This is a genomic window from Actinoallomurus rhizosphaericola (assembly GCF_024055675.1).
Taxonomy (GTDB): Bacteria; Actinomycetota; Actinomycetes; order Streptosporangiales; family Streptosporangiaceae; genus Actinoallomurus; species Actinoallomurus soli.
In genome coordinates this window covers 1-24,517 of sequence record NZ_JAMXMW010000036.1, presented here as the reverse complement: position 1 = coordinate 24,517, position 24,517 = coordinate 1, and the positions used below count along the sequence as shown (strand labels likewise).

At 70.3% G+C, this 24,517-nt stretch carries 27 protein-coding genes and 1 pseudogene; 10 read left to right on the top strand and 18 right to left on the bottom strand.

From position 1 onward, the window contains the following. Positions 1-83 precede the first annotated feature (83 nt). Complete coding sequence (locus NE234_RS43305; protein WP_252787001.1) at positions 84-692, bottom strand: TetR family transcriptional regulator; 609 nt, start codon at positions 690-692, stop codon at positions 84-86. 94 nt (positions 693-786) lie between these two features. Here NE234_RS43305 and NE234_RS43300 point away from each other — a divergent pair, with 94 nt between their 5' ends. Continuing rightward, entirely contained in the window at positions 787-1,593 is an 807-nt protein-coding gene (locus NE234_RS43300; protein ID WP_252787000.1) for an SDR family NAD(P)-dependent oxidoreductase, read from the top strand. A 323-nt stretch (positions 1,594-1,916) separates the two neighbouring features. Here NE234_RS43300 and NE234_RS43295 read toward each other — a convergent pair whose 3' ends face one another. Further along, positions 1,917-2,114, bottom strand: a complete 198-nt coding sequence (locus NE234_RS43295) for a hypothetical protein (protein ID WP_252786999.1) — start codon at positions 2,112-2,114, stop codon at positions 1,917-1,919. A gap of 368 nt (positions 2,115-2,482) precedes the next feature. Beyond that, the gene (locus NE234_RS43290; RefSeq protein WP_454923410.1) at positions 2,483-2,863 is read right to left on the bottom strand and encodes an ArsR/SmtB family transcription factor; all 381 of its coding nucleotides are present in this window, start codon (positions 2,861-2,863) and stop codon (positions 2,483-2,485) included. Positions 2,864-3,000: 137 nt separating this feature from the next. Between NE234_RS43290 and NE234_RS43285 the strand changes: the two genes are divergently transcribed. Next, positions 3,001-4,251: an MFS transporter gene (locus NE234_RS43285; RefSeq protein ID WP_252786998.1), complete on the top strand. Its 1,251-nt coding sequence runs from the start codon at positions 3,001-3,003 to the stop codon at positions 4,249-4,251. 70 nt (positions 4,252-4,321) lie between these two features. Here NE234_RS43285 and NE234_RS43280 read toward each other — a convergent pair whose 3' ends face one another. Next, on the bottom strand, positions 4,322-4,555 hold the full coding sequence (locus NE234_RS43280; protein WP_252786997.1) for a DUF4158 domain-containing protein: 234 nt from the start codon (positions 4,553-4,555) through the stop codon (positions 4,322-4,324). A 575-nt stretch (positions 4,556-5,130) separates the two neighbouring features. On the opposite strand from NE234_RS43280, the gene NE234_RS43275 reads away from it, so the two are divergent. Continuing rightward, a complete protein-coding gene (locus NE234_RS43275) occupies positions 5,131-5,484 on the top strand; it encodes a hypothetical protein (RefSeq protein WP_252786996.1) in 354 nt (117 codons plus the stop codon). 161 nt (positions 5,485-5,645) lie between these two features. On the opposite strand, the gene NE234_RS43270 is transcribed toward NE234_RS43275, so the two are convergent. From NE234_RS43270 to NE234_RS43240, 7 genes are all read right to left on the bottom strand, one after another. Then, a complete protein-coding gene (locus NE234_RS43270) occupies positions 5,646-6,377 on the bottom strand; it encodes a dienelactone hydrolase family protein (RefSeq protein WP_252786995.1) in 732 nt (243 codons plus the stop codon). A gap of 287 nt (positions 6,378-6,664) precedes the next feature. After that, the gene (locus NE234_RS43265) at positions 6,665-7,867 is read right to left on the bottom strand and encodes a hypothetical protein (protein ID WP_252786994.1); all 1,203 of its coding nucleotides are present in this window, start codon (positions 7,865-7,867) and stop codon (positions 6,665-6,667) included. Positions 7,868-8,096: 229 nt separating this feature from the next. Beyond that, on the bottom strand, positions 8,097-9,467 hold the full coding sequence (locus tag NE234_RS43260; RefSeq protein WP_252786993.1) for an MFS transporter: 1,371 nt from the start codon (positions 9,465-9,467) through the stop codon (positions 8,097-8,099). Continuing rightward, the gene (locus NE234_RS43255; protein WP_252786992.1) at positions 9,461-10,585 is read right to left on the bottom strand and encodes a MerR family transcriptional regulator; all 1,125 of its coding nucleotides are present in this window, start codon (positions 10,583-10,585) and stop codon (positions 9,461-9,463) included. Before NE234_RS43255 ends, NE234_RS43260 begins: the two co-directional genes overlap by 7 nt. A 911-nt stretch (positions 10,586-11,496) precedes the next feature. Beyond that, complete coding sequence (locus NE234_RS43250) at positions 11,497-11,904, bottom strand: carboxymuconolactone decarboxylase family protein (RefSeq protein WP_252786991.1); 408 nt, start codon at positions 11,902-11,904, stop codon at positions 11,497-11,499. Between the two features lie 61 nt (positions 11,905-11,965). After that, entirely contained in the window at positions 11,966-12,382 is a 417-nt protein-coding gene (locus tag NE234_RS43245; RefSeq protein ID WP_252786990.1) for a nuclear transport factor 2 family protein, read from the bottom strand. 67 nt (positions 12,383-12,449) lie between these two features. Continuing rightward, positions 12,450-13,277, bottom strand: a complete 828-nt coding sequence (locus NE234_RS43240; protein ID WP_252786989.1) for an enoyl-CoA hydratase/isomerase family protein — start codon at positions 13,275-13,277, stop codon at positions 12,450-12,452. A gap of 169 nt (positions 13,278-13,446) precedes the next feature. On the opposite strand from NE234_RS43240, the gene NE234_RS43235 reads away from it, so the two are divergent. After that, entirely contained in the window at positions 13,447-14,298 is an 852-nt protein-coding gene (locus NE234_RS43235; protein WP_252786988.1) for a helix-turn-helix transcriptional regulator, read from the top strand. A gap of 227 nt (positions 14,299-14,525) precedes the next feature. Here NE234_RS43235 and NE234_RS43230 read toward each other — a convergent pair whose 3' ends face one another. Together NE234_RS43230 and NE234_RS43225 are read right to left on the bottom strand one after the other, a co-directional pair. Beyond that, a complete protein-coding gene (locus NE234_RS43230; RefSeq protein WP_252786987.1) occupies positions 14,526-15,050 on the bottom strand; it encodes a recombinase family protein in 525 nt (174 codons plus the stop codon). Positions 15,051-15,715: 665 nt separating this feature from the next. Continuing rightward, positions 15,716-16,036, bottom strand: a complete 321-nt coding sequence (locus NE234_RS43225) for a winged helix-turn-helix transcriptional regulator (RefSeq protein WP_252786986.1) — start codon at positions 16,034-16,036, stop codon at positions 15,716-15,718. Between the two features lie 143 nt (positions 16,037-16,179). Between NE234_RS43225 and NE234_RS43220 the strand changes: the two genes are divergently transcribed. After that, positions 16,180-17,019 carry an SDR family oxidoreductase gene (locus NE234_RS43220; protein ID WP_252786985.1) on the top strand — a complete coding sequence of 280 codons (840 nt, stop codon included), beginning with the start codon at positions 16,180-16,182 and terminating at the stop codon, positions 17,017-17,019. A gap of 228 nt (positions 17,020-17,247) precedes the next feature. Here NE234_RS43220 and NE234_RS43215 read toward each other — a convergent pair whose 3' ends face one another. Next, positions 17,248-17,541, bottom strand: a complete 294-nt coding sequence (locus NE234_RS43215) for a RidA family protein (protein ID WP_252786984.1) — start codon at positions 17,539-17,541, stop codon at positions 17,248-17,250. A 218-nt stretch (positions 17,542-17,759) separates the two neighbouring features. Continuing rightward, positions 17,760-18,611, bottom strand: coding sequence for a helix-turn-helix transcriptional regulator (locus NE234_RS43210; RefSeq protein ID WP_252786983.1), 852 nt, complete (start codon positions 18,609-18,611; stop codon positions 17,760-17,762). Between the two features lie 85 nt (positions 18,612-18,696). Here NE234_RS43210 and NE234_RS43205 point away from each other — a divergent pair, with 85 nt between their 5' ends. The 3 genes from NE234_RS43205 (at position 18,697) to NE234_RS43195 (ending at position 21,543) form a co-directional block, all read left to right on the top strand. Next, positions 18,697-19,485, top strand: a complete 789-nt coding sequence (locus NE234_RS43205) for an SDR family NAD(P)-dependent oxidoreductase (protein WP_252786982.1) — start codon at positions 18,697-18,699, stop codon at positions 19,483-19,485. A gap of 198 nt (positions 19,486-19,683) precedes the next feature. Beyond that, entirely contained in the window at positions 19,684-20,670 is a 987-nt protein-coding gene (locus NE234_RS43200) for an alpha/beta hydrolase (protein ID WP_252786981.1), read from the top strand. A gap of 117 nt (positions 20,671-20,787) precedes the next feature. Continuing rightward, the gene (locus NE234_RS43195) at positions 20,788-21,543 is read left to right on the top strand and encodes an SDR family oxidoreductase (RefSeq protein ID WP_252786980.1); all 756 of its coding nucleotides are present in this window, start codon (positions 20,788-20,790) and stop codon (positions 21,541-21,543) included. A gap of 35 nt (positions 21,544-21,578) precedes the next feature. On the opposite strand, the gene NE234_RS43190 is transcribed toward NE234_RS43195, so the two are convergent. Beyond that, positions 21,579-21,788 carry a type 2 periplasmic-binding domain-containing protein gene (locus NE234_RS43190; protein WP_252786979.1) on the bottom strand — a complete coding sequence of 70 codons (210 nt, stop codon included), beginning with the start codon at positions 21,786-21,788 and terminating at the stop codon, positions 21,579-21,581. 494 nt (positions 21,789-22,282) lie between these two features. Further along, positions 22,283-22,747, bottom strand: a complete 465-nt coding sequence (locus tag NE234_RS43185) for a MarR family winged helix-turn-helix transcriptional regulator (RefSeq protein ID WP_252786978.1) — start codon at positions 22,745-22,747, stop codon at positions 22,283-22,285. Between the two features lie 126 nt (positions 22,748-22,873). Here NE234_RS43185 and NE234_RS43180 point away from each other — a divergent pair, with 126 nt between their 5' ends. Beyond that, positions 22,874-23,611, top strand: coding sequence for an SDR family oxidoreductase (locus NE234_RS43180; protein WP_252786977.1), 738 nt, complete (start codon positions 22,874-22,876; stop codon positions 23,609-23,611). A gap of 81 nt (positions 23,612-23,692) precedes the next feature. Further along, positions 23,693-24,079, top strand: coding sequence for a VOC family protein (locus NE234_RS43175; protein ID WP_252786976.1), 387 nt, complete (start codon positions 23,693-23,695; stop codon positions 24,077-24,079). 117 nt (positions 24,080-24,196) lie between these two features. On the opposite strand, the pseudogene NE234_RS46285 reads toward NE234_RS43175, so the two are convergent. Then, positions 24,197-24,399: pseudogene (locus tag NE234_RS46285) on the bottom strand (transposase); the annotation flags it as partial. Positions 24,400-24,517 lie beyond the last annotated feature (118 nt).

The following is a 24,517-nucleotide window of genomic DNA, read 5'->3' as shown; positions in this document are numbered from 1 at the left end:
TGTGTCGAGCCGGGGTGAGATCGGCGACACTGCACCGACTATTCCCCTCCCGCCGAACCCCGGCTGCGAGATGATGGCGCGCTTCAGTAGGCAGCCGCGCTTCCCCGTACCGCCGCGACCGCCGCGAGGACCAGGTCGTCCAGTGGCGTAGTGCCGTCGCTGCGGGTCCAGGCCTCGCCGGCGACGTCCAGGCAGGTGAGCACGCAGGCGACGATCGCGTCGGCGCGCAGGTCGTGCTCGTCGTCCGGGGCGACGCCGAGGCGGCGGCGGATGTCCGGGGTGAGCAGTGCCTGCCATTGGAGGTGTTTCTCGAGGCTGCGGGCGCGCAGGGACGGGGTGCCGTAGAGCATCTTCGAGATCTTCAACGTGGTCGCGTCGTCCTGGCCGGGCCGTGGCGCGTGGCGCAATGCGTTGAGCAGCGCGGTCCACGCGTCCTCGGTGGCGGGCCTGGCCTCCAGTTCCTTGCGGATCAGCTCGCCCTGGGCGGCGAGGTCGCCGAGCACGATGTCCTCCTTCGTGCCGAAGTAGCGGAAGAAGGAGCGCCGGGAGATGCCTGCCGCCGCGGCGATGTCGTCGATCGTCGTCGCCTCGAAACCGCGTTCCAGGAACAGGCCCATCGCGGTCCGGGCGACCTCTGCGTGGACGGCCTGGCGGGTACGGGCCCAGAGCTTCTGGTCAGGAGTGGCCGACATGGCGCCATTCTAGCACCTCAGTGACCGATTGACACTCAGTGCCAGAAAGGCTTACGGTGCCACCGTCGTCCCGAACCGGACCCCTGGAGGAGCCATGACACCCGTGGACTACCACGGCCAGACCACCCTCATCACCGGCGCCAGCGCGGGAATCGGCGCCGAGTTCGCCCGGCAGCTCGCCGCACGGGGTTCCGACGTCGTGCTCGTCGCCCGCCGACTGGGACGACTGGAGCGCCTCGCGGACGAGCTCGCGACGGCGTACGGGATCATCGCGACCCCGATCGCCATGGACCTAGCCGCCCCCGGCGTCGCGGCGGCACTCGACGCCGCGCTCACCGAGCGCGGCCTCACTGTCACCAGCCTGATCAACAACGCCGGCTTCGCCACCAACACGGCGTTCCACCAGGAGGACCCGCAGCGGCTGGAGGCGGAGATCGCCGTCAACGTCACCAGCCTCGTCGACCTCAGCCGCGTCTTCATCGAGCGGCTGCGCGCCCGCGGCGGCGGCGTGCTCGTCAACGTCGCGAGCATGGCGGCCTACCAGGCCATCCCGACCATGGCCGTCTACGGCGCGACCAAGGCGTTCGTGCTTAGCTTCACCGAGGCACTCTGGTACGAGTCGCGCGGCACCGGGCTGCGCGTGATGGCGCTGTCGCCGGGCGCTACCGAGACCGAGTTCTTCGACGTCGCCGGCGCCCAGGCCGACGGCGGCACCAGCCGGATGCGACCCGACGAGGTCGTCGCGATCGCCCTGAAGGCCCTCGACCGGCGCACCCCGCCACCCAGCGTGATCACGGGCACGAGGAACCGGCTGATGGCACACGCGGGACGGCTGGCCGGCCGCCGCCGCATGACCATGACGATCGGCTCGATGATGGATCGGGCAGGAGGGGGCCGCTGACTCATCCTTCCCGATCGGCATCCCCGTGGCACCGGACCCTTCGCCTGACCGCACTCGACCCGGTCGCCGGGCCACTTCAAATGAGACAGCCGCCCGCCCACACGTCCGGAGGGAACTGGCCAACCGGAGGTCAGAGACATGAGCGATGGCCAGATCAACCCGGACCTCACACTGCCGGCCGAGGCGGCCGAGGTGTGGGAACGCCACCTCGCCGAGCAGGAGGAACAGCGGCGGGTCCGGGAGGAGGCCGAGCTCGGCCGTCGGCTGCCGAGCAAGCGCGGGGCGGTCTGCCCGCACTGGGGGTCGGCGTACATGAGGGTGGTCTACTCCGGGCCGGTGGTCGCGGCAGCGTCGGAGTCGAGCGGCGGGGTCAGCTCGAACAGTGCGGCGATCGCGGCGGCCAGTTCGTGCCGCGGCACCACCTGCTCGATCCGCTCCCACATCGCGTCCAGCGTCTCCACCTCGGGCGGGGTGACCTCCCCGGTGTCGGTGTCGACCTGCTCGAACGTGGTGTCGAACACGAAAGGCGGCGGCCAGCTTCGCCGACGCCCGCTCCACCCGCGGCAGGCTCTTCAGCTTCTCCTTTGCCGTCTCCCGCTCCGCGCGGGCCAGCAGCTTCGTCGCGATTAGCACTTCGAGCAGGTCCAAGGCGTCATCGACCGCGCGGGTCGTCAGGTAGACCGCGGTCGCCAGCAGCGTCTCCCCAGATCGCCCCCGTGCTGTCCGTCTCCCGGGGGCGGGCACCTGCTATCGGCCCGTCGGTGCAGACGTCGGCCAGCCGCCGTATCTGGCGCTTTCACGACAGCGTCGTCGCCTATCTGAAAGCGAAGTGCTGGGGACGATGGCGCCGTAACGCGGCTGCCCGGGGCGACTGCGAAACCGGCGCCAGTCAGGGTGCGTCCGGTGTCCAGGCCGCGACGAGTTCCAGTAGGCCAGGAAAGCGGGCATCGAGATCGGTGCGGCGCACGTGGCTGCGGCGCTCCAGGCCGTACTGGCGCTGCCTGATGACGCCGGCCTCGCGCAGGGCCTTGAAGTGGTGGGTGAGCGACGACTTAGGGCGGTCGATCCCGAACCAGCCGCACGGGTGATCGAACCGCTCGCGCTCCAGCAGGAGTTTCTGAACGATTCGCAGGCGCAGCGGATCGCTCAGTGCCCCCAGGATCGTCTCCAGGCGCAGATCCTCTGCCGCCGGTTCAGGGAGCGGCTCTGGCAGGCCGGGCGGCTCCGGCAACTCCTTGATGGCGGGCGGGGCGGCCATGGTCGGTGGCACGGGGCGGCTCCTCATCATGCGATCCCTATGTTCGACTCTAATCGTACTGCGTGTTATGTTCGACTCCGTTCGTACTTATTCGACTCCACTCGTAATGAGGTCAAGCAGGGAGGACATCCGTGTCAGAGAGTCGAACCATGCGTGGGGAAGCGATCGGCGGGCAGCGGCGAACCGAGGTGGCCGACCGCGTCCAGGCGGGCGCGTGCCCCGTGCCGACCTGGTGGGTATGGCTGGCCGCCTGGCCGGTCACCGCCGTCTTCATGCTGTCCAACGCGGCCACGCCGCTGTATGTGTTGTGGCAGCGCGACATCGGCTTCTCCAAGGGCACGCTCACCCTGATCTTCGCCTGCTACATCGTCGGGCTGCTCGGCTCCCTGCTCGTCTCCGGCGTCGTCTCCGACCGGCTGGGACGCAAGCGCGTGCTGCTGCCCACGCTCGTCCTCGCCCTCGCCGCCTGTGCGATCTTCGCGATCGCCCATACCGTCGCCGCGCTGATCGTGGCGCGCCTGTTCACCGGCATCGCCGTCGGCGCCGTCGTCTCGGCCGGCATGGCGGCGGTCACCGACGTCGCCGGATCGCGCCGCAAGCGGCTCGCCGCGCTGCTCGCCTCCTGCTCCATGGTCTTCGGTGCGGGTCTGGGACCGTTGCTGTCCGGTCTGCTGTCCGAGACGCTGCCGGGCCCGACCGTCACCGTCTTCGTCGTCGAGGCCACGCTGCTGATCACCGCCGTGCTCGCCGTGCTGCGCATGCCCGTGCCGCGGCCGGCCGGTCCCGGCACGGGCGCATGGGTACGGCTGCCGCGCGTCCCCCACGGCAACAGCCCGCAGCTCATCCTGGGTATCGCCGTGTTCGCGCCGGGCATCACCGCGACCTCGTTCGTGCTGTCGCTGGGACCTTCGCTGCTGTCCGGCCTGCTGGGCACCACCAGCCGCATCGTCGCGGGCGCCATGGCGTTCGTGATGTTCCTCGCCGCCACCGGAGTGCAGTTCGCCGTCCAGCGGCTGCGCCGGCGCGTCATCCTCACCGCGGGCGCCGTCAGCACCGTCATCAGCATGGCGGCTCTGGTCATCGCCGTGCACGCCGCGTCCGTCCCGGCGCTCATCGCCGCGGCCCTGCTGGCCGGCGCGGGCCAGGGCATGGGCCAGCTCGGCGGGCTGTCCTTGCTCAACTCCAGCGTCCCGCCCCAACGTCTGGCCGAGGCCAACGCGGCCCTGAACGTGGGCGGTTACCTGCCCGCAGGTGCCCTGCCCGTCGCCGCCGGCTACCTCAGCGACGCCGTCGGCCTCACCTCCGGGGCCACCATCTTCGGCGCCGTGCTGATGAGCCTGGCCGTCATCGGCGGCATCGTCGTCCTCACCGCCCGGCACCGTGCGGCCGAACCGGCGTAGTCATCCCGGGCGGCCCCGCGACACCAGGCCCCTGAGATCCCCGCCCCCGGCGCGACCAACGCCCCGAAGCTCAACACGGCTCGGGACTCGGGTCCGTGTCACCAGAGGAAAGACAGCTCTGTGTAACGAAGGTAAGCCGGGTTTTCTCCCGTTCGCCGTACGCCTTCAGCACCGAGGCGTCCGCGATGCCCCGTTGCTCGGCGAGGTAGTCGACGACTTCGGGCGGCACATCGGTCGGGTCGTCCGGGAACACCCCGAGGTAGCGCACGGTCGTCGGCTGTACCGCGAAGCCGAGCCGGGTCACAGCCCGTTATCGCTGGGAAGGATCTTGAGTCGGTAACGTTTCGTGCGCGAGACATACCGCCAGGCGCAGCGATCACGGCTGGGTTGTACTAGTCCGTAACCGGGGGGCTGCGGTGCCGAAGCCGGGGTCAGTTGTCCGCGAAGAACATGAAGATGGCCGAGATGCCTCTGCGCAGCGCGAACCAGTAGCTCAGACGTCAGATCGCGGGGAAGGCGGGCACCCGCGCGGCGGCACCTCGGATCCGATCGGGTCTGTGAAACCAGTGCAGGTCGCGGGCCGGTTCACCCGGTCATGACGACGGCCCGGCGATGGTCGCGTACGGACGTTATGTGAAGTCGCCGGTTACCGAGAGCTACTTTGGGGCTGGTCGCACGGACCCGAGCGGAGGGCCTTGGCCACCGCGACGCTGATCCTGCTGGCCGTCATCCGGCCGCGGTTCGCCAGGACCGGGTTCCCCTTGTACTCCGCGTGCGGGCCGTCGAGGCCCGGGCCTCCTGGCCGGGGCCGGTTCGACAGCCCAGCCCGGTCGACCGGTTCAGATCTTGCGAACCCAGGTGGCGCCACCGATATGAACCGTGAATCGTGTTCTTGTGGACCTATCGCATCGTGCTGGAGCCGGACTCGGCGCCGCTGACGAAGGCCGAACTGTCCGGGCCGAAGCTGCTGAAGGTACTGGATGCCCTGTACTGGCGAAAGAAGCGCCCGACGCCGAGGAGCAGGCGCTCGCCGAACGCGTGTACGAGGGAATCGCCCAGGTGATCGAAGGTGTCGAGCCGGGCACTCTGGACGGCGCTCCCATCCCCGAGATCGTCATCGACGACAAGATCGGCCCTCCCACAGGCACGGAGGGACCGACGACGCCTCGGCCCGCGCCGCCCTACGTGGCGCGGGCCGAAGTGCGTGGTCGGTCGGCTGCTCTTGCGGTCTGAGTCTTCTGCTGTTCCTGTCACTCTCCTTGCGCCCGTTGATGGGCATCGGCTGTTCTGGACGAGCGGGTCTCCTGCCTATCCCGTACCGCCCGCGGGCGAGGCGATCGGTGCTCTCATGCACCACCGTCTGCGGCCGGCCTGACGGCGGGGATGGTCGGCGGTCAGCTCAGATGCCGGGTGAAGAACCGGGCCGTGGTGTCCCCCTCGAACTGCGGGACACCGGTGTGCCCGCCCATATTCGCGTGCAGCGTCTTCTCTTTGGTGCCGAAGGCGTCGAACAGGTCCAGGGCCGCCTGCCGGTCGTTCCCTTCGTCGTCCCACTGCAGCAGGACATGCAGGGGAATGGTGACCTGCCGGGCCTCCTCGAACAGGGTGCGAGGCACGAAGCTCCCGGCGAACAGAACGGCGGCCGCGATGCGCGGCTCGACCACCGCCAGCCGGACGCCGATGGCGATCACCCCTCCCGAGTATCCGACCGGGCCGCCGATCTCGGGCAGCGAAAGGAGGGCGTCCAGTGCGGCCTGCCATTCCGGGACGGCCTTTTCGACCAGTGGAAGGATGAGCCGGTCGATGATCTCCTCGTCGACCGGCTCGCCGGCCTCCAGTGCCCGGCGCAGGTCGGCGCGGGCCTGCTCGGCGGCGGCCGAGCGGGGCCGGTCACCGCTCCCGGGGAGCTCGATCGTGGCCGTGGCGAAGCCGTACTCCGCCGAGTGCCGGGCCCGGGCGACCAGTCGGGGGCGCATCTTGTGCAGTCCGCCGGGGTGGCCCATCAGGATCAGCGGTGCCGGAGCGGATGCGGATGCGGGTGTCCACAGGATGCCGGGGATCTCGCCGAGGGTGAATTCGCGTTCGAGGACGCCGTCGTCGAGGCGCTGCTCGGAGGTGAATCGCATGGTCGTGCCTTTCGGGAGTGCTCTGAACGGCGCTCCCGGACGACCTATCGTCCGACCGTGACCCCAGAGGGGAGCACCCATGTCGATACTGTGTTCACGGGTACCACCTCCTCGTTCTCTGGCACGGCCTCCGGAAAAGTAGCAGTGGTCGCCGTGGTCCGCCAACCGGTTTACGCGGAGGCTCCCCGGCCGGATGCCACGGAGCCGCTCGCCTGGAAGGCCAAGGCCGTGGAGTGCCGAGGCGCCGACCTCGCCGTCGCCTCACATCACCACTCGCCGACCACTCCTCACTCCTCCGCGCCGGGATCGGTCTTCTCCCGACGAGGCGATTCCTCCTCTTGGGGACGGGCGGCGCGCAGCTCGGCGGTGATGGCGCGCTCGCGCTGGGCCTCTGCCTCGGCACGGGCGGCGGCGCGGTCGCGCTCCAGGTCACGCAGGCGGGCCTGCTCGACGCTCAATCGCAGACGCGTCTGCTCGAGTTCGCCGCGCAAGCGCTCGGCGGAAGAGCGGGCCTCGGCGACTTCGGCGCGGAGCCGTTCCGCGTCCGCGAGGGCCGCGTCCCGTACGGCCAGGGCGGCGGCACGCTCGGCGTCGGCGGCGGCCGCCCTGGTCTCGGCGCGCTCCCGGCCGGCCTCTGCGACCTCCGCACGGGCATGGGCGGCCGTGCGCTCACGGTCGGCCTGTACCGCGGCGGTCCGCGCCTCGGCAAGCTCGGCGCCGGCCTGCTCCAGCCGTGCGAGGGCCTGCTCGGTCTCGCGCTCGGCACGCCGGACGGCGGCCACGGCCTCCGCCTGCGCGCTCCGCGCGGCCTCGGCGTCCTGCCGGGCACGCTCGGTCTCGGCTCGGGCGCGTTCGACGTCTTCGGCGGCCGCGCGGCGGGTGTCCTCGACCTCCTGCGCGGCCCGTCGTGCCGCTTCTTCGGCGGCGTCCTCGGCCTGACGCACCAGGTCGGACGCCTCCGCCCGTACGCGTTCGGCCTCGGTACGGGCCTGCCGGGCGGAGGTCTGCGCCTCGGCACGGGCACGCTCGGCCTCCGCCGTCCGCTGTTCGGCGGCGTGGGCGCGGGCGTCGGCCTCCGCGGCCGCCTGCCCGGCCTGCTCGGCGATCCGGGTCGCCTCCTCCCGAGCGGCCATGGCGGCGGCCACCCGGGCCTGGGCCTGTGCCCGCTCGGCGCTGATCCGGGCCTCGACCCCGCGTGGGGACAGCTCGGTCTCCAGCGCGGCCGCCAGGGGAGCGATGGCCGCGGACAGGCCCTGCTCCATGCGGTCGTACAGATCCTCGGCGCGGGCCAGCGCCCCTTCGAGACCGGGCACCGCACGGCGCAGCTCGCGGTCGCGTTTGGCGCGGGCCTGGCAGTCGGCGTCGGGGCAGTACGCGCGTGGCCGGCCGCGCCCGCTCCGCTGGGGGACCGGCTTCCCGCAGTAGCGGCAGGGCCGCTCCGCCGGCGGCGCGTCGTTCGTGGCGGAGTCTTCGGCGCTCGGAATCGTCACACAGGCAGCCTACTATTTTCTGGTTTTCTGTTTCCAGTAAATAACAAGCCCCAGAAAATAGTGACTGCAACCCACGGGAATGATGATTCCCGCAAGTTACAACCCGCTTCAGCGGGTTCACCACGCGTGTTGACGTTCGTGGGAGACGGCCGGGATAGGACCCCCTGTCCTGCCTCGGTGAATCTGCGGCAGTCTCACCGAATGCGAGGCAGGCGGCGTAGTCGTCTCACTACGGTCGAGGCATGCGGGACGGCTGGATCGATGCGCTGCCGAGGGAGTGCCTCGGCTCCGGTCTTGCCTCACGTGCTCGCTGAGCGGTGTACTGGCTCAGCTCGGGAACTGCCCATGCGATCACTGCCACGACCACCGTGGTGAGCAGCCCACCAGCGCAGATGACCATCCGGGGGTCGAAGATCGATGCGCTGGTCCCGTGCAGCAGGTTCCCGATCTGTGGGCCCCCGATGAGTACGACGGTGAGCGATCCTTGGATCCGGCCGCGCATGACGTCGTCGGTGAGTGCCTGAGAGATCGCGTTACGGAAGGTGCTCAGCACGAAGTTGACCGCGCCACCGAGCACGAGCGCCGCCAGCGCGATCCACAGGCGTGGGGCCAGTCCGAGGACCACGAGGGTGATGCCCCATGCGGCGGCGGCCGCGGCCATGAGAGCGCCGTGGCGTCGGGCGCGGGTGAACGTACCCGATATCAGGCCGACGGCGACGACTCCGGCCGGGTAGGCGGCGTAGAGCAGTCCCAGTTGCATGCCGCCGCCCGCCGGGCCGCCGTAGGTGCGCTGGGCCAGTTGCGGGAACAGGGCGGTCGGCATGCCGAGGACCATCGCGGCGAGGTCCACCGCCAGCACCGCCACGAGCAGCCGGCTGGCGGCCAGGTACCGAAACCCCGCCAGAACCTGCCTGAGCGTGGATCCCCCCTGGCGGTACGGCCTCACCGGGTCGTTCGATGCTTCGTTCGGGTGTGGGCGGGGCGGAAGCGGCGGCAACTTGACGACGGCCCACACAACGGCCAGCAGCGCGACGGCGTCGAACAGGTACAACGTGCTGAGCCCAACGACCGGGATCAAGACACCGGCCAGCACCGGCCCAAGGACCGAGCCGGCGTAGCGGACCAACTGGCTGAGGCTGTTGGCTGCCGGTAGAAGCTCGATCGGGACCAGGCGGGGTACTGCTGCGCCCATTGTGGTCATGATCGCTCCAAAGGTCAGCCCCTGGCAGCCCACCAACAGCATCAAGACAGGGACCGAACCGCCGCCCAGCTCCGCTTGGGTCCACAACGCCGCGTACGTCACCGCGAGGCCGCAGTGGGCAGCGAGCAGCACCTTCCGGCGATCCCTGACGTCGGCGAGGGCACCCGTCCACAGAGCCGCCGCGACCAGCGCGACCAACGACACGACGGCCGAAGCGCCCACGGTCGCCGACGATCCGGTCATGGTGAACAGCTGGGCCGGTATTGCGACCACGCTGAACGAACCGCCCACTGCGCAGACCACCGAGGCGACCCACAGCCGCCGATACGCCGGGATGGCCAGCGGACGACGGTCGATCGCGTAGCCGCCCAGCGACCGGACCCCTGACCTGCTCACCATGCCGGGCCGCCGCTACGGCCGGCATCGGTGGCGGCCGGTTCTTCCAGCGCGACCACGTCCGCGACCACGCAGGCGATGTTGTCGGGGGCGCCGGCGGTATACGCCCGTGTGACCAACTCCTCCAGCATCTGCTCCGGGCCGCCCGGCCCGGTCAGCACCTCGCGCAGCGACTCGGCCGCCACGACGGCGGACAGCCCGTCGGAGCACAACAGGTACCGGTCCCCGGCAATGGCTCCGTGCAGCGACAGGTCCGGCTGCGCCCCACCAGCACCCGTCAGCGCCCGGACCAGCAGTGAGCGTTGTGGATGTGAGGCCGCCTCCTCGGCGGTCAACCTGCCCTCGTCCACCAGCGACTGCACGTAGGTGTGGTCGTGGGTGATCTGGAACAGCTCTCCATCGCGTACGAGGTAGGCCCGGGTGTCACCGATGTGCACCAGCGCCAGCCGGGAACCCGACCACAGCAGCGCGGTCAACGTGGTGAGCGCCTCACCTGCCGACGTCGAGGCGGCGATCCGCCCGATCGCCGCGTCGGCTTCGGCGACGGCGTCGGCGAGCACGCCGAGCAGATCCTCGGCCGGTACGGCCAGGGTCTCCAACGGTTTGAGCGCTTCGATGGCCGCGGTGCTTGCCAGGTCACCACCGGAACCGCGAACTCCGTCGGCCACGGCCAGCAACCGGGGCCCGGCGTAGGCGGTGTCCTCGTTGCTCGTGCGTACCAGTCCCAACTCCGACCGGGCGGCGTAACGGATCCCGAGCATGGTCGTGGGCTCTTCCATGGGGCTGCCTCGTCCCGTCAGGTAGTCGACGAGGAAGTCGGCCAACTGCCCCCGGGCGGCGGTCTCGGCCAGCACCTGCTCCCAGTAGGCGGCGATCTCCGCGGCGGCCGCCGGCGCCGGCAGGTCGCACACGCGCCGGATGCGGGCCAACGGCATGTCCAGCCGCCGTAGCCAGGCGATCAACCGGGCCCGTTCCAACTGCTGCGGATCGTAGAACCGGTAGCCCGATTCACCGTCCACCGCGGCCGGTCGCAGCAACCCGAGCTCGTCGTACAGCCGCAACGCCTTCGGCGACAGCCGCGCGGCTCGGGCGAATACACCGATCGTCAGCAGCTGCCGCACCGCTCCTCCTCGTCCCGGCCATCCTGGCCGGTGGCGACAATGCTGCGGCTTGCCCCAAGGGCAAGGTCAAACACGGCGCCGCAGTCCCGGCCAGACCGACAGTTGCAACAGTCTCAGCGTCGACTGTCCCCTGGAGCGAGCAGGCTGGTCACCTCGGCGATCGCCTCTGGAGAGGGCTTGAAGTAGCGGCGGACGTTCCAAGGCCGATGGCCACCGCCTCCTCGACGTGGCGGCGCAAGCGGCGATCCGCCTGTTTACAAGCCGCAGAGCAGAACCGCTTGTCACTGCGGGACGTCACCGGCAGCGGCTCGGAACAGAGGATGTACGCGCAGCGACACACCCGCCCGGCCATGTTCCCACCGTACGCCCTGCCCCCGGACGGGCCGGAGAAGCCAGGGTGCGGGCGGCGCCCGTCACACTCCCCGCCAGCAACCGGGGCGTATGGAGCGCGGTCCAGGGCCGGGGGACCGTCACGGCCTTGTGCCTCCCGCCCCGGGGTCAGTGATCGCCGCCAGCGGAACCCCGCGGAGCCGCTGCCCCAGCAGAACGGCCTGGCGGCGGCCGTCAGCTCGCTCTCGTCCGGCGACGCCTCGGCGTGGCGGGCGAGGTAGAGGTAGAGGTAGTGGGCGGTCGTACCGGTCATGGGCGCGTCCTTCGGCGACGTCGATCGTTGCGGCCCACGGAGGGATGCCGATCCGTGCCGCCCGGCTCCGCGCGGGGTGGGGCCCCGGGCCGGGTATCGCGCACCGGCGCCGCCCCTGAGCGGCTGCCACCAGCACGGCTGCGCGTACGGTCCCGCCGCGGCGGCTCGGCCTTCACCGGCACGGGTCGGTACGCCCTGCCCGGATCCAGGACAGCCCGACGGCCGGCACGGGTACGGGGCCGTGCCGGCCGTCGGGCTTCGGGGTGTGTCAGGCCGCCTTGCGGGAGGCGAGGAGTTCGGCGACCGCCTGCGATGCCTGGATGGCGCGGGGGAAGCCGCCAGGGATGGTGGTCAGGTAGACGATCTCCTTCAGCTCGTCCTCGGTGGCGCCCGCGTTGAGGGCGTAGCCTCCGTGGATCTTGATGAAGTCGCCCAGGCCGAGGACGGCGAAGGCCGCGACGAGGGCGAGCTGGCGGGTGCGGACGTCGAGGACGTCCCGGGCGAAGACCTCGCCGACCGCGTAGGCGTTGACGGCGTTGGCCAGGAACGGGAAGTCGCGGTCGAGCGCGTCGAGCGAGGCCGGGCGGGCGCCGCCGCTGAGGGACGTCACGATGTCCTCGCCGCGGCGGCGGCGGACGGCGGTGGTCTCTTCGGGGTCGACGGTGTTGGCGGACATGCGGGGGTTTTCCTCTCAAAGGGGTTGTGTCGGGAGTGGTGTGTCAGGAGTCGGCGCGGTGTCAGGCGTGCTGCGGGGCCGCGACCGGGCGGGGGCGGTCGAGATAGTCGTGGGCGTCGACGATGAGCCCGTCGCGGACCCGCCAGACGAAGCAGGCAGCCATCTCGAAGTGCTCGTCGGGGGCGGGACCGGTCCCGTCGTAGACGAACTCGGCGATAACGGTCTCCGGGTCGGTGGTGTCGTGCCAGACGACATCCCGGGCGCGGAGGCTGAGGCCGCTCTGCGCGAAGTGGTCGAAGTGGAGCCGGAGCGCCTCCCGGCCTTCGAGCAGGCGCGATTCGTCCCGCGCGAAGGGGTGGCGGACGACGGTGCCGTCGGCGTACAGCTCGTGCAGGTGCTCCCACCGGTCCGCGCTGACGTCGTCCAGGAGCTGGGCGAGTACGTCGCGGGGGGAGCGGCTGGTGCGGGTGTCGGTCATGGGTCTCCGATCGGGGCGGGGGTAGGGGGTCAGGGGGCCGAGGGGCCTGAGGCCGGGGCCGGGCGCGTCAGCCGAGGCGTTCCAGCGCGGCGGTGAACTGCTCGCGCTCGAACTCCTCCTCCTGGGCGCCGAGTTCGAGCAGGAGCCGCATGCGGCGCTGCGCCTCGCCGCCGACGAGGGTCTGGTGCAGCGTGTGGGTCTCCTCCAGCAGGCCCAGCTGGATCGGCAGCTCGGAGGCGTCGACGGCCACCTTGTTCAGGGCGATCGCCGCCGCCGGGAACGTGGCGATGCGCGCGGCCAGCCGGTCGACGAAGGGCCACAGCTCGGCGGCTGGCAGGGCGCGGTTGACCAGGCCGTACCGCTCGGCGAGCTCGGCGTCGAACTCGTCGCAGCCCAGGATCATCTCCAGCGCCCGGCTGCGCCCGAGCAGTCGCGGCAGCCGCTGGGAGCCGGTGGCCCCCGGCAGGACGCCCACCGCCACCTCGAACTGGCTGAGCAGGGCCCGGCCGCGGGCGGCGAAGACCATGTCGCAGGAGTTGAGGAACTCGGTGCCGGCCCCCGACGCGCGGCCCTCAAGGACCCCGATCGTCGCCTGGGGGAGGGTGCGCAGGTCCTCGAAGAGCGTCTGGAGCGGGCCGAGCTTCGTCGGCTTCGGCGGGATCTGGTCCACCGGGTCGAGGAAGAGGTTGAGATCGGCGTGGCCGATGAAGAAGTCGGGGTGGGCGCTGGAGAAGACCACGACGCGGGTGTCCCGGCTCGCGGCGAACCGGTCGAGCAGCCGGCGGAAGTCGGCGATCATGGCCGGGTCGAACAGGTTGATCGGCGGGTTGTCGAACGTCACCCGGGCGACGCCCTGGTTCTCGGTGACGTTGAGTGTGGTGAATTCCTCGGACACGTTCCCTCATTGCGTAGTCGGACACGGTGTGTGCCTGCCGGCCCGCTGAACAGGCGTTCCGCGGTGCCGGTTTCGACTCTCCCGGTTGCCCCGGTGGGCAACCAGACCGGACCGTGGGGGGGAGTGCCGCACACAGGCAGGGGCGGGTGGGGCGTCGTACCGTGGTGGCATGAGCCAGCACGGACGCAGCACGTCCGGTCTCGGTGGGTTCCTGCGCGCGGCCCGGGCGCGCGTCGATCCGGCGCGCGCCGGGCTGCCCAGTGCGGGCGTGCGCCGGGTGCCGGGGCTGCGCCGCGAGGAGGTCGCGGTGCTCGCCGGAGTCAGCGCCAACTACTACACGCGGCTGGAGCAGGGCCGTGAACGGCACCCCTCGCTCCAGGTGCTGGACGCGCTGGGCCGCGCGCTCGACCTCGGACCCGACGCCCGGGAGCACCTGCACCGGCTCGCCGGGGCGACGCCGAGCCGCCACGGCTTCCCGCAGCCGGCGGTGCGGCCGGACGTCCTCGAACTCGTTGAGGAGTGGACGACCACCCCGGCGCTGGTCCTCAACGAGACGCTCGACGTCCTGGCGCAAAACCGTCTCGCGGCGGCGATGCACTCCGGTTTCGCAGACCCGGTCAACCTCGCCCTGATGACCTTCGGCGACCCGGCCGGCACCGGCTTCTACACCGACTGGCACCAGGTGGCCGAGGCCGTGGTCGCCACCCTCCGCCTCGCCCAGGGCCGCCGCCCCCACAACCCGCGGCTGCCGGAGCTCGTGGCGCGGCTGTCCGCGTCGAACGCCCACTTCCGGGAGCTGTGGGACGCCCACCCGGTCCGGGGGCGCACCTACGAGGCGAAGCGGTTCACACATCCCGTCGTCGGCGCGCTGGAGCTGACGTACCAGGCGTTCGACATCAGGGGCTCCGACGGGCAGGAGCTGCTCGTCTACCGGGCCGAGCGCGGCAGCCGCACCGCGGACTCCCTGCGCCTCCTGGCCAGCCTCGCCGCGCCCGCCCCGGCGACCGCGTCCGCCGAGTAGCCGCCGAGCGGCCGCGCGGGTGCCGGCGAGGGGGAACGGGGGCCTTGTCCGGGCGGGTGCCGGCGAGGGGGAACGGGGGCCTTGTCCGGGCGGGTGCCGGCGAGGGGGAACGGGGGCCTTGTCCGGGCGGGTGCCGGCGAGGGGGAACGGGGGCCTTGTCCGGGACCCCGGCCGTCAAGGCCCTGTTCTCCCGAAGCTACGGCCAAGTGACAAGTAGCTCTCTGTAGTCAGATTGCCGCTCGGTCAGGGATAGCGGGGCGGGGTCCGGGGAGCTCCCCGGCCTGGAGCGCGGCGAAGTCGGTGTGGGCCTGCTCGACGGCTTCGGGGTACGCCTCGCGCTTGGCGTGCTCGGCGAGCGCACGGTAGATGCTGGCGACGGAGGGGTTGTGTCCCTTGCGCTTGCCGCTGGGGATGATCAGATCGGGCTGGATCTGCTCGACGGACTCGCCGCCCGCGCGGCGCCGGAGCACGGTGTGGAGCATGTCGTCGGTGATGACCGGGGGCCGGCCGCCGTGCTTGCCCTTGCGGGCCGCGGTGTCGAGCCCCTCCAGCCTGGACTCGCGGATGTTCTCCCGCTCGGTCTCCGCCATCGCCGCGAAGAACGCGAACAGCAGCTTCCCCGGACCGGTGGGGTCGTAGATCCCGGGCAGGGGCCCGGCGAGCATCTCCAGCACCAGGCCGTGCGCGGTGAAGCGTTCGACGTCGTCGGCGTCTGACCGGTCGGTTGGGGAAGGCTGCTGAGGGCCCGTCATGGCCCCGGATTTTCGCGCAATGCAAGTCTCACAAGGGAGCCCGTCCCGCTTTTGAGTGAGAACGGGTTCTGCGAACGAATCCGGGGCCGGTGGGCGTCCGGCGGCCCGTGATTGATCGTGCTCGCGCAAAGGAACGTTTGTGAGAGCGACGGTGTGCTGGGCCGTGGCCTTCGCGCGGCTCGGACGGGTGTCCCGTCTCAGGAGATCTTGCCGTTGTCTCGCCGGACGCTGTCCGATTCGCACGTGAGGGGCAAGGCCGAGTGAGACAGAGCAGGTCAACGACCTGTCGTTTGACGGCCGTCCGCCCTGGCAACGCGCCTGAGCGACAACATCAAGTGAGACGGCGTGACTGCCGCGTCTCACTCGGCTTTACCTCTTCGCAGGTCAGAGCGTTGCCGGGTGGAGAGATCGAATGAGACGGGACAACGGGACAGGCGATCGACTTCCGCCCGCCTGTCTGAATTTCGGGGTCTCGACTGTCGGTGGTCGCCGCAACACTCTGGGGTGATGGCCGTTCAGAGGGGGGCCGATGGCATTCCGGGCCGTGCACGCCGAGTGGGGGACGGTCTTCGCGCACCTGCCGGATCTCGGGTGCGGCCACCGCGCCGGGAGCGGTGGGCGCCCGGCCGGGCACCCGTTCACGAGATGTCCGCGGACCGGTACGGTCAGCCCGCACCGGGCCGCGACAGTCGCTCGGTGATCCGGTCGAACAGCTCCGTCAGCGGCTCGCCGACGTCCTGGCCGAACTCGGTCAGCCCGTAGGTGACCTGGGGCGGCGTCGTCGGCTCGACCTCCCGCCAGACCAAGCCGTCCTGGACCAGCGCGCGCAGGGTCTGGGCGAGCATCTTCTCGCTGATCCCCTGGATGCTCTCGCGCAGCTCGTAGAACCGCAGGCTGTTGCTCCGCAAGGAGATCAGCACCCAGATGCCCCACCTGCTGGTCACGTGGTCGACCACATCGCGGGCGAGGCAGTCGGTGTGAAACACGTCATACCGCTTCCCTGCCTCGGCCTGTCTGTGCTGCGAGCCTCCCGTCATGTCGTGAGCTTACCTTCAGGTACGTCCTTACGAAGAGTTAGCCCGTGCTCTTAGCGTGCAGACCACAGAGGACATCCGACAAGGAGCTGATCATGATCGTAGTGACCGGGGCCACCGGGAACATCGGCCGGCCGTTGACGCGGGCGCTGGCGGAGACGGGCCATCAGGTGACGGCGGTGTCACGGCACACGGCGCAGGTGCCGGACGGCGTCCGCCACGTGGTGGCCGACCTGGCCGAGCCGGCCGGTCTCAAGCCCGTGCTGGCCGGGGCGAAGGCGTTGTTCCTGCTGCTGTCCGGCGACCTGCACGCCATTGGAGCCAGTCCTGCCGACATCATCGGCGAAGCCGCGGCCGGCGGGGTCCGCCGGGTCGTCCTGCTCTCCACGCTGGGCGTGGCGACCAGGCCCTTCGGCCGAACGCGGATCGCGATGCGCGCGCTGGAGGACACGCTGCGGGAGTCCGGCCTGGAGTGGGCCGTCCTGCGGCCGGGCGGCTTCGCCTCCAACGCCCTGTGGTGGGCCGAGTCCGTCCGCACGCGACGGGTCGTCGCCGCGCCCTTCGGCGACATCGGGGTGCCGGTCATCGACCCGGCGGACATCGCCGCGGTCGCGGCGGCCTGCCTGCTGGAGGACCGGCACGCCGGCGGCGTGTACGAGCTGACCGGCCCGGAGGTGATCACTCCGCGCCAGCAGACGGAGGCCATCGCCACCGCGCTGGGCTCGCCGGTGAGGTTTCACGAGCTCACCCGCGACGAGGCCAAGGCCGCCATGACCCAGAGCATGCCGGCGGAACTCGCCGACGACACCCTGGACATCCTCGGTTCCCCGAGCCCGGCCGAGCTGCGCGTCAGCCCGGACGTCCAGCAGGTCCTCGGCCGCGCCCCGCGCCCCTTCGCCGACTGGGCCGCCCGTAACGTCGACGCCTTCCGCTGAGGGTCACTGCCACCGGAGCCGGCCGTCGCGCCGGGCGAACCACCCGGCCTCCGGGTACGGGTGGTTCGCCCGGCGCGACACCCGTGAAGGGTGCCGCCCATGTGGCGGATCCGCAGGACCGGATTCGATCAGCCGTCGGACTCCGAGGAGGGGATGTACGCCACCGAACCGGGTCAGCGACGGGTCGCCGTTGCCCTGTGCCATGTCAGCTTCGGGAGAACAGGGCCGTCAACCCGCGCTCGGCACCACGGCCGGCGCGTCGATCTCGACCCGGAAGTCCGGGTGGACCAGGCCGGCGGCCCCCACCAGGGAGCAGGCGGGCGGGTGTTGGGCGTCCTGGTGCGCGTCCCGCACCCCGCGGAACGCGGCCAGATCAGTCAGATCGGTCAGGTAGACCGTCGCTTCGACCACGTGCTCCAGGCCGGAACCGGCTGCCGCCCGCGCGGTGGCCGGGTTCGCGTACACCTGCTGGACCTGCGCCTCAGTATCGTCCTTGCCGACCAGGTTGCCGTCCGTGTCCACCCTCACCTCGCCCCGGGTTCGCCCGCGATGCCGCCGCGGCCGGCTGACGCGGCGGACGACGGGGGGAGTCGTCGAGGGTCACGGCGTTGTAGAGGCGCGCGCCCTTGGTGGTGAGCCGGACGAGGGCGCGGCTGGGGCCCGCGGGGTAGTACGACCTAGTCACTCTTGGTGAGACCGATTCCTGCGGGCGATAGGGCTGACGGTGGCCGGCTGTGGCGCTATCGCGGGTAGTGACTGGCCTCTGCTCCCAGGACGTTCAGCAGAGCGAGGGCCTCGGCCCCTGGGGATCGCGGCGGCGCGGTGAAGAGCACGAGGTACTGGTCGCGGTCGGTGAGAGTGAGGGTGTCGCAGTCGACGGTGATCTCGCCGACGGTCGGGTGGCGGAAGGTCTTGGTGAGCATCGGCGCGGCCTGTACGTCGTGTCGTTCCCAGAGCCGGGCGAAGTCGGGGCTGGTGTCGCGGAGTTCGTCGACAAGGCCGGTCACCGCGGGGTCGGTGGGGTAGCGGGCGAGGGTGGTGTGGAGCTGCATCACGACGCTCAGCCGGAACTCGGCGGCGTCGGAGATCCCGTACAGCGGCGCATCGGCGTGCTCCGGTCCGGGGAAGGCCCGGCGCGCGAGGTTGCGGTCCTTCGGGGCGAGCTGGGCGAAGTCCTCCATGAGCGCGGCCGCGAGGTCGTTCCAGGCGAGTACCTCGAACGCGGCGGACATCACGAAGCCGGCCGTCTGCGGCAGCCGCTCCAGGAGCGCGAGGATGCTCGGGCGGACGTCGCGCCGGTGCAGTCCGGTACGGTTCGGCGCGGTGCCCGCGAGGACGTGGAGGTGGTCGGCCTCGGCGTCGGTGAGCCGCAGCGCGCCTGCGATCCCGGCCAGGACGTCGCCCGAGGGGCGTGGCGCCCGGCCCTGCTCGAGCCGGACGTAGTACTCGGTGGAGATGTGCGCGAGGACCGCCACTTCCTCGCGGCGGAGACCTGGTGTCCGGCGTCGAGGGCCTGAGGGGAGGCCGACGTCCTGCGGCCGCAGCCGCTCACGCCGGCTGCGGAGAAATGCCCCGAGCTCTTGCTTGTCCATACGCCAAGTGTGCGCGCTGTCCGGTGGCGGATCGTAGTACTGGCTGTGCCTGTATCCGGTCCCGGACCGGAACGACAGTGGTGGCATGACAGAAAACACCACCATCACCGCACCCATCGGCCTGCTTACCGGCAAGGTCATCTTCATCACCGGTGCCAGCCGCGGCATCGGGGCGGCCGCGGCCCGGCTCTTCGCCGCCGAGGGCGCCGCCGTCGTGCTCGCCGCCCGCAGCACCGACGCCCTGGACCGCATCGTGAAGGAGATCCGCGCCGACGGAGGCGTCGCCGACGCCGTCACTCTGGACCTGGCCGACCGCGCGAGCATCCGTGCCGCGGTCGGCCACGTCGAAAGACTGCACGGACGGCTCGACGGCGCCTTCAACAACGGCGCCGTCCCCCAGCAGCAGTTCGGCCCGGTCCGTACCACCAGCGACGAGGACATCGACGAACAGTTCGCCGTGAACTTCCGCGCGCACTGGACCGCTATGAACGCCGAGGCCGCTCTCATGCGGAAGAACGGCGGCGGGGCGATCGTCAACACCTCCAGCATCGGCAGCCGCCGTGCCAACCCCGCCCTGCCCGCCTACGGCGCCATGAAGCGCGCGCTCAACAGCCTCACCGAGACCGCCGCCGTGAACTGGGCCGGTGACCGTATCCGGGTCAACGGCATCACCCCCGGCGGCACCTCCACCGAGATGATCGCCACCTGGGAGGCGGCGACTCCCGGCATCGTCGAGCAGATGACCGCCACGATCCCGCTCGGTCACATGGCCGAGCCCCGGCAGATCGCCGAGGCGGCCGCGTGGCTGCTCAGCGACCGCGCCTCGTACGTGACCGGTGCGATCCTGCCGGTCGACGGCGGCGCCGGCGCCTGACCAGAGCAGTCGGCACCACCCGCCGAGGCCCACCCTCGCGGCACCAAGCCGTCACCCCGTAAGGACCGCCCAGCGACCCCAGCGGGCTCCGCGACGCGCAGACCTGCGACCCAGCCCCCGGGCCGGGTACTGCCGGGCGGCCCTTACGGCTCCCACACCGCCACCTTCAAGACTTCAAGAAAGCAGGCATGCCCGGCCATGAACAGACCCCCCAGGTTCTGTGACCGTGTCGACCCTGCGCTCAGGGGCGGACTGGCCCTCTACGAGACGCTCGGGCTCACCCAGAACCAGCATCTGACGACGGACGTCATCATCGCCCTGCGCGCCCAGGGCAAAGCGGCCGTCTCCGCGTTTCTCGCCGATGTTCCCCACGACGAGCGAGTGGCGCGCCACGATCACACGATCCAAGGACCGACGGGCGACGACCTGCTCATCCGCCTGTACCGGCCGCGCTCCGCCATCGGCGCGCTGCCCGCATTCATGTGGCTCCACGGCGGAGGCATGATCTCCGGCGGCATCGACGCCGACCGGCCCGTGCGCGAACGCTACGCGTTCGACCTCGACTGCACGGTCGTATCCGTGCAATACCGGCTGGCACCCGAAGATCCCTACCCGGCCGGGGTGGAAGACTGCTACGCCGCCCTGGTGTGGACCGCGCAGCACGCCGATGAACTGGGCATTGACGCGACACGTATCGCCGTGGGCGGCGAGAGCGCGGGCGCCGGGCTGGCAGCCGCAACCGCGCTGCTGGCCCGCGACCGCAAAGGCCCTGGACTCGTCTTCCAGGCGCTGACCTACCCGATGCTCGACGACCGCAACAACACCCCCTCAGCTCGCGAATTCCACGGCATTCCCAGCTGGAGCCGACAGCACAACGACAGCGCCTGGCGGGCCGTACTCGGAGCGAAGGCCGGCGGCCCGGACGTAGAGCCGTACGCCGCGCCCGCCCGCGCCGGGGATGTCTCCGGTCTTCCGCCCGCCCTGATCCAGGTCGGTGAACTCGACGTCTTCCGCGACGAGGACATCACCTATGCGATGCGCCTTCTGCAAGCCGGTGTGCCGACCGAGCTTCACGTCTATCCGGGCGCATACCACGGCTGGGACGCCGTGGCCCCCCAGGCACCGTCGAGCGTGCAGATGCGCGACGAACGCACCGCCGCGCTGCGCCAAGCCCTGAAGGGCTGATCACCCGCCGGGACGCGACAAAGCCTCCCCGCGGCCAGCACCGCATGCCGGTCACCGGCGACACGTCCGGTGCCGGTCTCATCCAACAGTCGCAGGACACCGAGAAGGAGCTCACAGATGACGGATCTGTCGGGAAAGGTAGCGGTCGTCACCGGCGCCAGCCGTGGTATCGGCCGGGCCATCGCCGTTCGGTTGGGACGGCTCGGCGCAAGCGTCGTAGTCAATTACTCGCGTGACGCATCGGGGGCCGCCGCGACGGTGGCCGAGATCGAGGCCGCGGGCTCCCGCGCCATCGACGTCCGCGCCGACGTGTCAAAGCCGGACGAGATCGAGGCGCTCCTCGACACGGCGCGCAGCCGGTTCTGCGGCCTTGACATCGTCGTGGCGAACGCGGGCCTCGACGAGGGCCTCGGCCCGGTGCTGGACGTCACGGAAGCCGAGTACGACCGCATGTTCAACGTCAATGCCAAAGGCGCGTTCTTCACGCTGCAGAAGGCGGGACACATGGTCGACAGCGGCGGCTCGATCGTCTACATCGGATCCAGTTCCACGCTCCGCCCAACGGCCGGCTTCGGCCTTTACACGTCGAGCAAGCTGCCAGCGAGCTTCCTGGTCGGAGTGCTCGCCCAGGAAATCGGCGAACGAGGGGTCACGGTCAACGCAGTCATTCCTACCGCGACAGACGGCGCAGGATACTTCACCGAAAGCAAGGCCGACGACCGGCTCCGCCGGCTCGTGCGGAACGCCAGCCCCCTCGGCTCGCGCATGGGAACGGTCGATGACGTTGCGGACGCAGTCGAGTTCTTCACCGGCAAGCTGGCCCGCTGGATCAGCGGACAGCAGCTGCTCGTCAGCGGCGGCGCACTGAGCTGATCATGCGCTGCGGCAGCACCGATGGTCAGGCACTCTCAACCTCGGTACGCGGCTGTCGCGATGTCGATGAACGACCGGATCAACGGGTTGGTGTCAGCCTTGTTCCACACGGCCGCCCCTCGGCTCGGCTCCATGTCGACCAGCGGCACCACGGCCAACTCGGCGGGCAGCCCGTGTCCGAGCGGGGCCAGGCCGACGGTGCCGTTCCACAGCACTGCCTGCGGGCATTCCTGGACGACGCGCACCACTGCGCCCTCGCGTGGCTCGCCGCCGTTGCAATACGACTGCCAGATCGGGTCGGTTCCTGCGGGAACTGGAACCAGGGGCGGTCGCTCAGGTCGGCCGGCTGCGGCGGGCCAGCTGATCGTCGACGCGCAGGACCACCGTATCGCTGCGCAGCTCACGCACCGTCAGGGCGGTCTCGTTGAACGGCGCCCGGGTCAGGGCGACGTCGACCAGTCCGGCGCGCAGCCCGCATGTCGGGTCGGTCAGGTCGGTGTCGCGGATGCGGATGTCGATGCCGGGTGGCTCAGGCGGTAAGCGGCGGCCAGCCTGGTCGTTCCCGGGTCGGTGCTGTCGCCCAGTGTGCCGACGGTAGTACAGGTGACGGACACTGCACGGCCGGGCCGCTCAACGGAGACGGGGTCATAGCGTGATCACGATCTTGCCGTGGACGTGGCGCCCGGCTTGCAGCCTCGCAGCCTGACCAACCAACCAGCACCCTCATCGGATACGCACTCTAGTCGGATCGGGTGCCCCGGTTCTCTGTGCCGCTGCGCCGGGCTATGAGTTCCTCCTCGATACGCCGGAGTGTGGCGTTGACGATCTCGATGGTGGCGGGGTCGTCGATGATGCCCTGGAGGGTCTGATCCCAGTTGTCGCGGAGGTACTGGAGATTCTGGTGGGCCTTCTCTGTGGGGTACAGACGCACGCCTTTGGCGTTGCGGTCGTCCACGATGCGATCTACAAGACCTCTTTTTTCCAAGCCACGAAGCACCCGGCTGAAGTTGCTCGACGGGAGCAGGGTCGCCTCCGACGCGGCCCGCGCTGAGGTGCCGGGGTTGTGGTTGATGAACCGCATGACGCTGATCTCGATCGGCGTGCACGGCTCGAAGGCGGGGTCGGCCGGGGGTCGCAACTGCCGCCCCACGGCGAAGATCAGGTCGGCCAGCTCGTGGAGACTGGCGGCTTTGACATCGGTCATGCCGCGAGGATACCTTCCTATTACGTGATAGCTATTACTTGATAGCATCAAACATGCCACTCGGCCCGAAGGCCACGGCACTGCTCGCGGGTAATCACCCCCGATTCACGGATGAGGAAACCCTCCATGGACATCAACGGAGCCGTAGTGCTCGTGACCGGAGCGTCGTCGGGCATCGGAGCGGCCACTGCACGAGCCGCCTCCCGAGCCGGCGCGCGAGTCGTGCTCATCGCTCGCCGCGAGGAGCGCATCCGGCAGCTCGCCAAGGAACTCGGCGAGTCCGTGGCCCTGGCCGTGCCGTGCGACGTCACGGACCGGGCCCAGGTTGAGGCGGCTGTACGAGCCGCGATCGAGGAGTTTGGGCGGATCGACATCCTGGTGAACAGCGCAGGGCAAGGACTCCAGGCCACCGTCGACGCCATCGACCCCGACGACTTCCGGGCCGTCCTCGAACTCAACCTCGTCGCACCCCTGGTCACGACGCAGGCAGTCCTCCCGCACATGCGGAAGCAGGCGACCGGGGCCATCGTGAACGTGGGCTCCGGCATCATCTGGTCGACGCTGCCCGGGTCCGGCGCGTACTCCGCTTCCAAGGCCGCTCTCCAGAAGCTCTCGGCCATCGCCCGCGCCGAGCTCGCCGACGAAGGCATCGCCGTGTCGATGATGTTCCCATCGATCACCGAGACCGAGTTCGTCGGAACGGTCCGCGGCAACGTCGAAGACGCGCTTCAGATGGAAGCCTCCAGCGGGCTGGTGCCCCAGTCGCCCGAGGGGGTCGCCGACACGATCCTCGACCTGATCAGGAGCGGCGCTGAGCAGGCCGACCTCGTCCCGGAGGAGTTCGGCGGCACGCTCAAGAGCTGATGCGCCGGGAGCCGGGCATGTTCCGACGCACACCATGAGGCCCGGCCAGGGCTCTGCGCCTCCCACACTGAAGGAACCGAGATGGCAAACGAGCTGAACCACTTCATCGTCCACTGCCGTAACCGGCGAGAGTCCGCTGCGTTCCTGGCCGACCTGATGGCCGCCCCCACCCCCGTCGACTACGGCCGCTTCACCCAGGTGAACACATCGAACAACGTCGGCATCGACTTCGCCGACGACCTGGTCCCCCCTGACCGCATCAACGAAAGCCACGTCGCCTTCCTCGTGACCGACGACGAGTTCGACATGATCCTGGCGCGTCTGAAGAAGGACTCCGTCCCCTTCTGGCCGAACCCAGGCAAGTCCCGTGAAGGCGAGATCAACCACCTGTTCGGTGGTCGTGGACTCTACACACTCGACCCCGGCGGCACAGTCCTGGCCGAGTTCATCACCACGCCCTACAGCTAGGGCCTGTCTGACAAAAGGGTCTGCCCAGCTAACGGTGTAACTCGATCTTGCAGGGTCTAGTTGCGGGCGGCGGCCAGACGGCCTGCAGACAACCTTGCAGATCTCAGGGTCGAACTACAGGAACGGGACGAACTCGGCCCAGGCGTTCTCCCACAACTGCACGATCGCCGGATACTTGGTCCCCAGGTCTCGGCGAACTCCAGCCACCGCTCCATCGCGGCGGCCTCGGTCGGTGCGGTGTAGACCGGCTTGAACGCCTTGGCGATCTTGTCCCAGTCCTGCCGGGCGGCATACCGGAAGCTGTTGCGCAGCAGATGGACTTGTAAGGAAACAACACGGTGCTTCTCGGTTTCCGGTTCGATGGGGCGGTATGGCCATCCCGGGCGAGGTCCGCGATCAGCTCGCGGCGCGGTTCGCGGTGTTGTTACCGCATCTGAA

What these genes read in the sequence shown, in the direction of transcription:
- NE234_RS43210 (WP_252786983.1), bottom strand. Translation starts at nt 18,611, where the DNA reads ATGGACAAGCAAGAGCTCGGGGCATTTCTCCGCAGCCGGCGTGAGCGG.
- NE234_RS43185 (WP_252786978.1), bottom strand. Translation starts at nt 22,747, where the DNA reads ATGACCGATGTCAAAGCCGCCAGTCTCCACGAGCTGGCCGACCTGATC.
- NE234_RS43230 (WP_252786987.1), bottom strand. Translation starts at nt 15,050, where the DNA reads ATGACGGGCCCTCAGCAGCCTTCCCCAACCGACCGGTCAGACGCCGAC.
- NE234_RS43175 (WP_252786976.1), top strand. Translation starts at nt 23,693, where the DNA reads ATGGCAAACGAGCTGAACCACTTCATCGTCCACTGCCGTAACCGGCGA.
- NE234_RS43300 (WP_252787000.1), top strand. Translation starts at nt 787, where the DNA reads ATGACACCCGTGGACTACCACGGCCAGACCACCCTCATCACCGGCGCC.
- NE234_RS43285 (WP_252786998.1), top strand. Translation starts at nt 3,001, where the DNA reads ATGCGTGGGGAAGCGATCGGCGGGCAGCGGCGAACCGAGGTGGCCGAC.
- NE234_RS43305 (WP_252787001.1), bottom strand. Translation starts at nt 692, where the DNA reads ATGTCGGCCACTCCTGACCAGAAGCTCTGGGCCCGTACCCGCCAGGCC.
- NE234_RS43195 (WP_252786980.1), top strand. Translation starts at nt 20,788, where the DNA reads ATGACGGATCTGTCGGGAAAGGTAGCGGTCGTCACCGGCGCCAGCCGT.
- NE234_RS43205 (WP_252786982.1), top strand. Translation starts at nt 18,697, where the DNA reads ATGACAGAAAACACCACCATCACCGCACCCATCGGCCTGCTTACCGGC.
- NE234_RS43235 (WP_252786988.1), top strand. Translation starts at nt 13,447, where the DNA reads ATGAGCCAGCACGGACGCAGCACGTCCGGTCTCGGTGGGTTCCTGCGC.
- NE234_RS43250 (WP_252786991.1), bottom strand. Translation starts at nt 11,904, where the DNA reads ATGTCCGCCAACACCGTCGACCCCGAAGAGACCACCGCCGTCCGCCGC.
- NE234_RS43200 (WP_252786981.1), top strand. Translation starts at nt 19,684, where the DNA reads ATGAACAGACCCCCCAGGTTCTGTGACCGTGTCGACCCTGCGCTCAGG.
- NE234_RS43245 (WP_252786990.1), bottom strand. Translation starts at nt 12,382, where the DNA reads ATGACCGACACCCGCACCAGCCGCTCCCCCCGCGACGTACTCGCCCAG.
- NE234_RS43270 (WP_252786995.1), bottom strand. Translation starts at nt 6,377, where the DNA reads ATGCGATTCACCTCCGAGCAGCGCCTCGACGACGGCGTCCTCGAACGC.
- NE234_RS43180 (WP_252786977.1), top strand. Translation starts at nt 22,874, where the DNA reads ATGGACATCAACGGAGCCGTAGTGCTCGTGACCGGAGCGTCGTCGGGC.
- NE234_RS43260 (WP_252786993.1), bottom strand. Translation starts at nt 9,467, where the DNA reads ATGGTGAGCAGGTCAGGGGTCCGGTCGCTGGGCGGCTACGCGATCGAC.
- NE234_RS43220 (WP_252786985.1), top strand. Translation starts at nt 16,180, where the DNA reads ATGATCGTAGTGACCGGGGCCACCGGGAACATCGGCCGGCCGTTGACG.